This is a genomic window from uncultured Jannaschia sp., assembly GCF_947494055.1.
GTDB lineage: Bacteria > Pseudomonadota > Alphaproteobacteria > Rhodobacterales > Rhodobacteraceae > Jannaschia.
Genome location: NZ_CANLTR010000081.1, coordinates 1 through 6,980, shown reverse-complemented (window position 1 = coordinate 6,980; position 6,980 = coordinate 1). Strand labels below are relative to the sequence as shown.

Below are 6,980 nucleotides of genomic sequence, written 5' to 3'. Positions count from 1 at the left end.
TGAGATCGAGCAGCACCTCGCGTCCCGTGGACCGGCAGGCTCTTTTCCATGGGAAAAGATGCCGAGAGGGGGCTCTGGGTGCTTTCGCGGAAGCCGTCCCTTGCCCGGCAGTGTATTGCCGTAGGCAATGTCACGAGAGGGGTCATCGCCAGAAGCTCCTTGCGGCCGTGTTCATCAGCACCCACGACCACCGGAATACATTGTTTTTCCTCGGCCATGCGCGGCTTGAAGTAAACGCCATCGGCCCGGATGTAGAGAAACCGCCGCGCGCCGGGGTCGCGCTTCTGCCAAGCCTCATAGTCCTTCCACCAATCTGCCTTCAGCCGTGCGATGGTCTTGGCGGACAGGCCCTGGGCGTTCGGCCCCAGCAGGGCAGCCAGCGCCTCGCTGAAGTCGCCGGTAGACACCCCCTTGAGGTAGAGCCAGGGCAACGGCTCCTCGACCGATTTCACCTTGCGCAGATATCGCGGCAGGATGCTGGGCGTGAAGGTGATCCTGTCCGCGCCAGGTTTCCGATCGCGGACACGCGGCACCTTCACCGGCACCGGTCCAATTCCGGTCATCACCTCGCGTTCGGGTAGGTGACCTTTCTCGACTGAGAATTGACGGCGTCTGAACACCGCCACGATATGCCGCCCCTCAGGGCATCACCAACTTTCGCGCGTTTCTCATGGAGAACCCCCGCCGAGGTCGTCGCCGAGAAGGCGATGGAGATCCCAGGACGACAACCCTACCTCTCGATCAGAAAGAAGTCCCCCTTATGTAACGCTTAACCCTACTTCAGGGGGGTAAGCTACAGGGCTGCAAGGCCCGTCTTGTCGTTGACGAAGCGGTGATGATCGAGCTCGCTTGCATGGCAGGCTTCCAGATGATCCTTCGAGGCGTCCACGCCGATCGTGTCTTGCACGGTCATGATCCTCCACCTCGTCTTGTCATGCGGGCCTCGCGCCCTGGTGTCCGTTCAGGTCAGAAGAAAAGGCGGGGGCGACCCTTCTAGGGAACGGTCCCTTGCGACCAAGAGGGGTGCAATCCATCCCCCGCCGATCCATCGACTGCGCAGCCGAAGGATCGGCCTCGATCATGCAGCAGGAGGCCTGACAGAGATAAGACAAGAGGGGGTGCAGATGGAGATCGGTCGATAGAGCCGGACCACCTTGTTGGCCTGCTTCGGAGAAGTCTTGGCGGCTTTTGCATCCCGCCTGTACGGTAGTCGGAGATCGATGAACCGGCCGTTCTGGTCTACCGCTCGCCGGAGATATCGCCACTGCCCGGCGGCACAGACATAGGTCTCGTCTGTCGCCCGGCAGGGCATTGCGTAGCAATGTCCCGCAAGGGCACATGCCAGTTCAGGCCGCGCCAGCTGCGGTGGGCATACGCGCGCCTGGCAATCTCGGGACCCAACTTCCGGACTCACCGGAAGACCGTGGCCCGATCCACCCTGATCCTGCGCCCGACCGGAGGATCGGCGAAATCCTGGTCGGAAAGCGGAAACCGGTAGTACCAGCGCACGGCAAGCAGGATGACCTCATGCCGGAACCGATGTCCCTTGAACGGATCGCGGTGCATGGCATGCTCCTCCTATCTCGGCCTCTGAAAAGCAGCATCCTCGCCAACCGATCAGCATCGCAACAGTCCCTTCTCGACCAGGGCTTACCTCCGCTGTGCTTTCCCGGACCCGCTTGTATCACCCCGGCGATGCCATGACCCTCGGTCAGTGCGTGAAGCGCTCTCAATACCCGGAAAGTCCAGGCACTGCGCAATCATGGGCAGGCCGCCTTCATGCTCTGCTCTGCGCGAAGGGAGCGATGTCGCTCTTCAGCCTTTGGGGGCGACAGGCTTGGCGGCTGGTCTATATTACCGTTTGAACCCGCGCTGCGCGGCGTCGAAAGCATTCCTGCGAGGAGCCGACCTTCTATGAAATCTTCCCTGATCCTTGTTGCTGGCCTGTTCGGTGCTTTCACCGCAACCGCGCATGCCGACATCGTCGTCTCGTCCAAGATCGACACCGAAGGTGGGCTCTTGGGAAACATGATCGCGCTCGCGCTCGAGGATGCCGGTCTGCCGGTGGAGCGCCAGTTGCAGCTTGGCGCCACTCAGGTCGTCCGCGAGGCGCTTTTGGCGGAACAGATTGACATCTATCCGGAATACACCGGCAACGCGGCCTTCTTCTTCAACGAAGCCGACAGCGATGTCTGGAACGATGCCGAGGCGGCGCATGACCGTGCCGCCGAACTGGATGCCGATACGAATGACATCACCTGGCTCGACAGCGCGCCGGCCAACAATACCTGGGCCATCGCCGTGACCGGCCCGGTGGCCGAGGAGAACGGCCTGACCACGATGTCCGATTTCGGGGCGTGGGTGTCCGGCGGGGGGGAGGTCAAGCTGGCGGCATCGACCGAGTTCGTGTCCTCGCCTGCCGTCCTGCCTGCCATGCAGGAGACCTACGGGTTCGAGCTGTCGCAGGATCAGACAGTCATCCTGTCGGGCGGCGACACCGCTGCGACGATCCAGGCGGCGGCACGCGGCACCTCGGGCGTGAACGCGGCCATGGTTTACGGCACCGATGGCGGCGTGGGCGCGACCGGCCTCGTGGTGATGGTGGACGACGAGGGCGTGCAGCCGGTCTACGAGCCGACGCCGATCGTCCGAGCCGCGGTGCTGGAGGAATACCCCTCGATCCCGGAGGTGCTGAACCCGATTTTTGGCAATCTGGACATGACGACGCTGCAGCAGCTGAACGGTCGAATCCAGGTCGGTGGCGAGCCTGCCGAGGCCGTGGCGCGTGACTATCTCACCGAGGCCGGAGTGCTCGACTGAGCCCCGCCGAGCAACGGTAATGATTGCCGGAGGCGGCGTGTCACCGCCCGGTCTTCTCTTCGCGACCCTCGGGCTGGCGGCGCTCTCGGCTCCGTTCATGACGCTTGCCGCCAACCGCATCGTCGCCGGAGAGGGTGTCATGGCCTGGGCTGTGACCGCGCCGGCGGTCACCCTGCCCGGAGTGGCGGTCATAGGGGCGGGCCTGCTGCTCGGCCTGCCGTCGGAATGGCCACGCCTGCGCCTTGCCGGGTCGGTTCTCGGACTGGGCGGTCTTCTGTGGCTGCTGATGCAGGGCGCGCCGCAATTGCTGGAGGGGGCCGGCGACTACGCCCGGGTCTCGCCCGCCATCGGATTCTGGTGCCTGCTGGTCATCCTGATGCTGCTGATGGCGGATTCGCTGGCCCGGATGGCGCCAGGGCCGCTGGCGCGGGGGGCGCTGCTGGCGGCAGTGACGGGCGCGCTGGCGCTGATCTTGTGGTCGGGAGTCCTGTCACAGCTATCGATCCTGCAGGAATATGCCAGCCGCAAGGCTGCGTTTGCCGATGCAGTCCTGAGACATCTGGCGCTCGCCTTTGGCTCGCTCGCGACGGCGGCAGCAATCGGATTTCCACTGGGCATCCTATGCCACCGCCAATTCCGTCTCCGCGGCACGATATTACCGGTTCTCAGCTTTCTTCAGACCATTCCGTCGCTGGCGATGTTCGGCCTCATGATCCCGATACTCGGTTGGGTCGGGGACCGCGTCCCCGGCGCGCAGGCCATCGGCATTGCCGGGATCGGCTTCGCCCCCGCCTTTCTGGCGCTGGTACTCTATTCGCTGCTGCCCGTCGTAGGGAACACCGTCACCGGCCTCGCCTCGGCCCCGCCCGCGGCGCTCGAAGCCGCGCGTGGCATGGGCATGACGCCGCGCCAGCGCCTCCTGAGGGTGGAGCTGCCGCTGGGTCTGCCGGTCATCCTCACCGGCCTGCGTGTCGTGCTGGTTCAGAACGTCGGTCTGGCGGTCATCGCCGGGCTGATCGGCGGCGGCGGCTTCGGCACCTTCGTGTTCCAGGGGCTGAACCAGACCGCAACCGACCTGATCCTGCTGGGGGCGCTGCCGACCGTGGCGCTGGCGGTCGCTTCGGCCGTCGTGATGGACATCCTCGTCGAGCTGGCACGGCCGGGATCCGGGAGGGCCAGATGATCGAGATCGACCGGATCACCAAGACCTACGACGGGGTCAACGTCGTGGACGCCGTCACGATGACGGCCGAAACCGGCACGATCACCGTCATTGTCGGCACGTCGGGATCCGGCAAGACCACGCTGTTGCGCATGATCAACCGGCTCGAGGAGCCCAGCTCGGGCGAGGTGCGGATCAACGGCATGTCGACCCGCGCGACGAAGCCGCATCTCCTGCGGCGGCGGATCGGCTACGCAATCCAAGGCCACGGGCTGTTCCCGCATCACACGGTCGCGCGCAACATCGGCGCGGTGCCGAAGCTGCTGAACTGGCCCAAGGACCGGATCCGCACCCGCGTCGATGAACTGCTCGCCCTGTTCTCGATGGACCCCGCACAGTTTCGCGACCGGCTTCCGGCCGAGCTGTCGGGTGGGCAGCAACAGCGCGTGGGCGTGGCGCGGGCGCTGGCCTCGCGCCCCGACCTGCTCTTGATGGACGAACCCTTCGGCGCGCTGGATCCGATCATCCGGGCCCGGGCGCAGGATGATCTGCGCCGGATCCAGAAGGCGCTCGGCTCGACCATCATGCTGGTGACCCACGACATGGAAGAGGCAATTCGCCTGGGCGACCGGGTGGCGGTGATGGACAGCGGCCGGCTCGTCCAGCACGGCACCCCTGCGGAGATCATCGCGCGTCCGGCGACGACGTTCGTGGCGGATATGGTAGGCGACGTGGAACGGCCTCTGCGGCTGCTGTCGCTGATCCCCCTGTCGGAGGTCGTCGAGGACGGCCCCGCGACGGGCAAGGCGCTTCCAGTCGATGCCAGCCTGCGCGATGCGCTCTCTTCCTGCCTATGGACGGGACGGACGGCGGTTCCGGTGGAACGTGACGGCGCCGTGGTCGGGCGTGTGACACTCGATGCCATCCGCGCACGCGCAGAACTCCGCGCATGAGGATCGGCGCCATCCTGCGTCCGGCGCTGGTCCTGCTTCTGCTGGCGCTTGTGCTGAAGCCCGCGTGGTTTACCCCCGTCTTCGCGCCGCTGGCGCCCGAGGGCGCGCCGGTCATCTACGCCCGCAGTTCGCTTCTGTCGCTATCGCTGAGCCATCTGGGCCTCGTCGCGGCGGCCACGACGGCGGCGACGCTGGTCGCGGTCACGCTGGCGATCCTGGTGACCCGCCAGGCGGGCGAGGCCTTCCGCCCGCTGTCGCGAACGATCACCAACCTGGGCCAGACCTTCCCGCCGGTCGCCGTGCTGGCCCTCGCCGTGCCCGCGCTCGGATTTGGTGCCGGGCCGACGCTGGTGGCGCTTTTCCTCTACGGCCTGCTGCCGATCTTCGAGAACGCGGTCACCGGGTTTTCGACTCTCCCGCCGACCACGATGGAAGCGGCACGCGGAATAGGGCTCAATCGCTGGCAGCGGTTGGTGCAGGTGGAAGTGCCACTTGCCCTGCCCGTGATGCTGACAGGTATCCGTCTGTCGGTCGTGATCTCGCTGGGCACCGCGACGATCGGATCCACCGTGGCGGCGCGTACTCTTGGTGAAGTGATCATCGCCGGCCTTCTGACCAGCAACACGGCATATGTGGTCCAGGGCGGACTGATCGTGGGGCTGTTCGCGGTGCTGATCTACGACGCACTCGTCCAGCTCGAAGCACACCTTGTCCGTCGCACCGGTGGGTAAGGCGGAACTCGCGCAAGCGGACCTGCGGCGGCTCGGGTAATCGGAACAGAGGCGCTGAGTGGATTGTCCGCGCGACATCGGCACGATCGCCGAGCGCGAGGAGGAACCATGACCAGACGACCGCGCCGGAACCACAGCCCGGCATTCGAGGCGAAGGTGGCGCTGGCCGCCATCAGGGGTGAGAAGACCCTGGCCGAACTGGCGGAGCAGTTCGACGTGCATCCGACCTAGATCACGCAGTGGCGCGCGTAGCTGCTGGAAGGCGCCTCTGGCGTTTCCGTCGCCGCGGCCGAGGCGGCCTAAGCGGTGGACGTGAAGACGTTGCACGCGAAGATTGGCGAGCTGACGTTTGAGAAGGATGCTCCGTAGGGCTTACGATCGCCCACCGGGGCCACGGTCCCTACTCCGATCTCCGGCGCGCTCGGCAAGGCAGGTCTGGTGCCGAGCGCAAGACGATGATCGACCGTGATCATGGACTGAGCATCACCCGCCGGACGAAGGCGCTCGGGATCAGCCGGGGCAGCCTGTACGACCTGCCGCGTTTGGCCTCGAACACCGACCTCACGCTCATGCGCCGGATCGATGAGTTGCATCTGGAACAGGCTTTGGTGATGTGACCGCCCCCCTGACGGCATCTGGCATGCCAAGGTGGGTCAGCGATGATCCGCGTGAGGGAGCGCTCATATCGAAGGTTACCACGGTCGGACTCGATCTGGCGACAAATGTTTTCCAACTGCATGGGGCGGACGCGTCCGGGCGGGCGGTGCTGCGACGCAAGCTACGGCGTGGCGAAGTGCTCGAGGTGCCGGCCCGCCTTCCGTCCTCCAAGGTTGCGACGGTAGCGTGCGGAGCAGCCCACCACTGGGGCGATAGATCGGGAAGCTTGGCCGCCAGGTCCGATTGATCCCGCCGGCCTATGTGAAGCCGTTCGTGCGCTGACAGAAGAACGACGGTGAGGCGGACCGTGGCTGCCGTGCAGCCGCGGTAGCCGACGAACGACGTCGAGGCGCGTCTCGCGAGGGTTCGAGCCGGTCGCGAAGCGATCCATCGATCCGGTGGATCGATGGAAGGTGATGAACCAGCGTTCGAACATGCGGTTCGTGCCGGTGAGGAACGAAGAGAAGCTGGGCGCCACCGCGGTGTTCCGCATGCGCGAGCTGCTGATCCGGCAGCGTACCCAGACCATTGATGCCTTCCGTGGCCACCTAACCGAGTTCGGCGAAATCGTTCCACAAGGTGATCTTCCCCCGGTCCGGTGGACGCCCTGATAGGGTCGAGGAGACCCGGATAGGAGTGTCTGATGACGGATCGAAA

6 protein-coding genes and 3 pseudogenes are annotated in these 6,980 nt (G+C 65.5%); 6 read left to right on the top strand and 3 right to left on the bottom strand.

Translation table 11 applies throughout. The annotated features are described in order from the left end of the window. Positions 1-140 precede the first annotated feature (140 nt). From Q1A87_RS22505 to Q1A87_RS22500, 3 genes and pseudogenes are all read right to left on the bottom strand, one after another. Positions 141-587: pseudogene (locus Q1A87_RS22505) on the bottom strand (transposase); the annotation flags it as partial. Positions 588-1,078: 491 nt separating this feature from the next. Further along, positions 1,079-1,312 carry a DDE-type integrase/transposase/recombinase gene (locus tag Q1A87_RS24350; RefSeq protein ID WP_363323058.1) on the bottom strand — a complete coding sequence of 78 codons (234 nt, stop codon included), beginning with the start codon at positions 1,310-1,312 and terminating at the stop codon, positions 1,079-1,081. Between the two features lie 98 nt (positions 1,313-1,410). Further along, positions 1,411-1,566 carry a hypothetical protein gene (locus tag Q1A87_RS22500; RefSeq protein ID WP_299656789.1) on the bottom strand — a complete coding sequence of 52 codons (156 nt, stop codon included), beginning with the start codon at positions 1,564-1,566 and terminating at the stop codon, positions 1,411-1,413. Between the two features lie 348 nt (positions 1,567-1,914). On the opposite strand from Q1A87_RS22500, the gene Q1A87_RS22495 reads away from it, so the two are divergent. The 6 genes and pseudogenes from Q1A87_RS22495 to Q1A87_RS22470 form a co-directional block, all read left to right on the top strand. Next, positions 1,915-2,820, top strand: coding sequence for an ABC transporter substrate-binding protein (locus Q1A87_RS22495; protein WP_299656786.1), 906 nt, complete (start codon positions 1,915-1,917; stop codon positions 2,818-2,820). A gap of 19 nt (positions 2,821-2,839) precedes the next feature. Further along, complete coding sequence (locus Q1A87_RS22490; protein WP_299656782.1) at positions 2,840-4,003, top strand: ABC transporter permease; 1,164 nt, start codon at positions 2,840-2,842, stop codon at positions 4,001-4,003. Then, a complete protein-coding gene (locus Q1A87_RS22485; protein ID WP_299656780.1) occupies positions 4,000-4,935 on the top strand; it encodes an ABC transporter ATP-binding protein in 936 nt (311 codons plus the stop codon). The genes Q1A87_RS22490 and Q1A87_RS22485 overlap by 4 nt, the downstream gene beginning before the upstream one ends. After that, positions 4,932-5,666, top strand: coding sequence for an ABC transporter permease (locus tag Q1A87_RS22480; RefSeq protein ID WP_299656778.1), 735 nt, complete (start codon positions 4,932-4,934; stop codon positions 5,664-5,666). Before Q1A87_RS22485 ends, Q1A87_RS22480 begins: the two co-directional genes overlap by 4 nt. A gap of 108 nt (positions 5,667-5,774) precedes the next feature. Next, positions 5,775-6,265, top strand: a pseudogene (locus Q1A87_RS22475) (transposase); the annotation flags it as partial. Between the two features lie 83 nt (positions 6,266-6,348). Next, positions 6,349-6,904 (top strand): annotated as a pseudogene (locus Q1A87_RS22470) (hypothetical protein); the annotation flags it as partial. Positions 6,905-6,980 lie beyond the last annotated feature (76 nt).